The sequence below is a fragment of the Endozoicomonas acroporae genome, assembly GCF_002864045.1.
Taxonomy (GTDB): Bacteria; Pseudomonadota; Gammaproteobacteria; order Pseudomonadales; family Endozoicomonadaceae; genus Endozoicomonas; species Endozoicomonas acroporae.
In genome coordinates, this window is sequence record NZ_PJPV01000289.1 from 1 (window position 1) to 2037 (window position 2037).

Annotated in this window: 4 protein-coding genes; 3 read left to right on the forward strand and 1 reads right to left on the reverse strand. The window is 42.9% G+C overall.

Going from position 1 to position 2037, the window contains the following annotated elements:
* The 3 genes from CX664_RS26065 to CX664_RS25270 form a co-directional block, all read left to right on the forward strand.
* Positions 1-226 (forward strand): hypothetical protein (locus CX664_RS26065; protein ID WP_180966643.1); only part of this gene is annotated, 226 nt, incomplete at its 5' end.
* A 221-nt stretch (positions 227-447) separates the two neighbouring features.
* Positions 448-759: a hypothetical protein gene (locus CX664_RS25265; RefSeq protein WP_101749329.1), complete on the forward strand. Its 312-nt coding sequence runs from the start codon at positions 448-450 to the stop codon at positions 757-759.
* Between the two features lie 156 nt (positions 760-915).
* Entirely contained in the window at positions 916-1068 is a 153-nt protein-coding gene (locus CX664_RS25270; RefSeq protein ID WP_180966644.1) for a Wadjet anti-phage system protein JetD domain-containing protein, read from the forward strand.
* Between the two features lie 223 nt (positions 1069-1291).
* On the opposite strand, the gene CX664_RS25275 is transcribed toward CX664_RS25270, so the two are convergent.
* Positions 1292-1924, reverse strand: a complete 633-nt coding sequence (locus CX664_RS25275) for a hypothetical protein (RefSeq protein ID WP_101749331.1) — start codon at positions 1922-1924, stop codon at positions 1292-1294.
* Between the last annotated feature and the right edge of the window lie 113 nt (positions 1925-2037).

The window sequence follows — 2037 nt, forward strand, 5'->3', positions numbered from 1 at the left end:
AAATGCAGTAATGGGTGTTGCATGTTCTAAAAATAAAACCATAAAAACTGTAATAGAAAGAACCAAATCTCAAGTAATTGAATCTTCTGATCCTGGCTCTTTGAAAAAAAATGAAAAATATTTCAATAGTTATAATTATGTCTATCAACAATTAATAAATAAACTAGTTTGCCCAACGGAGTCAACTTTCACTCATTTGCAAAATGGATCAATACGCGATGGTTGACTTTCAACTTACAGGTGAAAAATAGGATGCTGCCTGTTCGAAAATCAGGGTCAGATCTTTCATTGTGCAAATATTTTTTCTTATCAGTAAAAACGGCAATTGTCATTCATAATTAAAGACCTAATAATGGAATGGTCCGCCCCGCTCCCAAAACGGCTTCAAATGAGCCAAGATAGAATGAGTTGTTCAGACATCATTCAGAATAAGAACCGGAGCGAACCATGGGCAAGCATAACAAATCAGGAACTAATCAAAAAGGTCAGGTAGCTTTTCTCGGAATTGATCTGAGCAAAAAGAGTTTCCAGTTACATGGTGTTGATGCCAAAGGTCATGTGGCTCTCAAAAAGAAACTTAATCGCAGGGAACTCTTGTCTTTTATTGCTAGTCGACCTCAATGCGTTATTGGCATTGAAGCTTGTGGAGGCTCACACTATAAATTCACTGAACTGGGTTATGATGTTCGAGAAGCGAGAGAAGCGAGAGAAGCGAGAGAAGCGAGAGAAGCGAGGAGCGTAGCGAGGGTCAGGTCTTGATTCTTGAATAAAGTCAAGGAAAACGAAAAGCCAGGGCCAGGCCTTTGTATTTGAACACATTCAAGACCGAATGGACTGTTTCTTATTTTCCGCAAGTCTGCTCCCTTTTGATCGATGAGGCCACCCTGCAAACGTTTGCCACTGTGTACAGAGGAAATGGACAGTAACCGTTTTACTGGTGAACTGGCGGGGTTTACCCCGGATGAATCCTCAGTATTTGCGGCCCTGAAGGATAACACCTTCGGAAAAAGCCTGCGTCTGGAGCAGGAGCGCATCGGTTATGCCTGGCTATTGGATCCCTTGGTGTGATCTGTGCTGTATAGCCCTGAATTTCTTTGACAGAAGCACCATCCAATCACTGTTGTATAGCTCCCATGTGGATAGACTCACGGACTGTGACTTAACTTGCGTCCATCAACCTTACTCATAAAATCCTAAGCCGGTGTCGATTTCCCTGGTTTATGCGTCAAGAAGGAAGACCGTAAGTACTCAAAAACACGACCCCAAAACCTTGACCCTGACTTTCCTGCCCCTAATTTTCGATTGAATTTGAAATATCCTGAGTGTTGGCGTCTTCGGGTAAATTGAGTGCAAGCATTAACGCTTTTCGAAATTCAGGCATACGATCTAATTCTTCGCTGGCCTCTGAACCAGTTTGTGAGTCAAAGGGATTTTTGTGGTAACTTTTAAACTGTTTGAAATCCAAAAAACCAACAAACTTATTTATGAGTTCCTTCAGGGTATCGGGATCCAATGTCAGTTGCTTGATTCCTCTCAGTCTCAGGAGTTTTTCAATTAACTCCAGCGCAGGATGTGCATCCTCTTGCGGGTGGTTACGGATACCCGCCAAAACACTCATGACGATCTGCTTGTTGACCGGATCTCGCATCCTGTCCGTGAGAATGGCTAAGACTTTGCGTTGATCCTCTTTACAAAAATATTGTTTACCGAAATATAGCCAACGTGCCAGGTCTTTAGATTCAACCTTGTCATCGGGTAACTCTGGGTAGTCACTGCTCCAGTCTGACGAACTGATCATCGCTGCGACCGACTGATTTATAGAATCGGAGATATGAAAAGTGACCCCCTTTTTTTCCGATAGTTGATGAAAATCTACAAAAAATTGACCGATCCTCGTACCTTGAAGATCGGTGTTTGTCAACATAGTTGTCGCCTCAACTTAAGCGGCTTTGCTTAGTTGATCATCAGCAGGCCTGTCGGGATTCAACCAGACTTCATCAGCCAGATCCCAGTTCCTTGTTGACCTCTTTCCCCAGC

Bases quoted from the DNA above. Each gene is read 5' to 3' on its own strand.
- CX664_RS25275 (WP_101749331.1), bottom strand. From the start codon at position 1,924: ATGTTGACAAACACCGATCTTCAAGGTACGAGGATCGGTCAATTTTTT.
- CX664_RS25265 (WP_101749329.1), top strand. From the start codon at position 448: ATGGGCAAGCATAACAAATCAGGAACTAATCAAAAAGGTCAGGTAGCT.
- CX664_RS25270 (WP_180966644.1), top strand. From the start codon at position 916: ATGGACAGTAACCGTTTTACTGGTGAACTGGCGGGGTTTACCCCGGAT.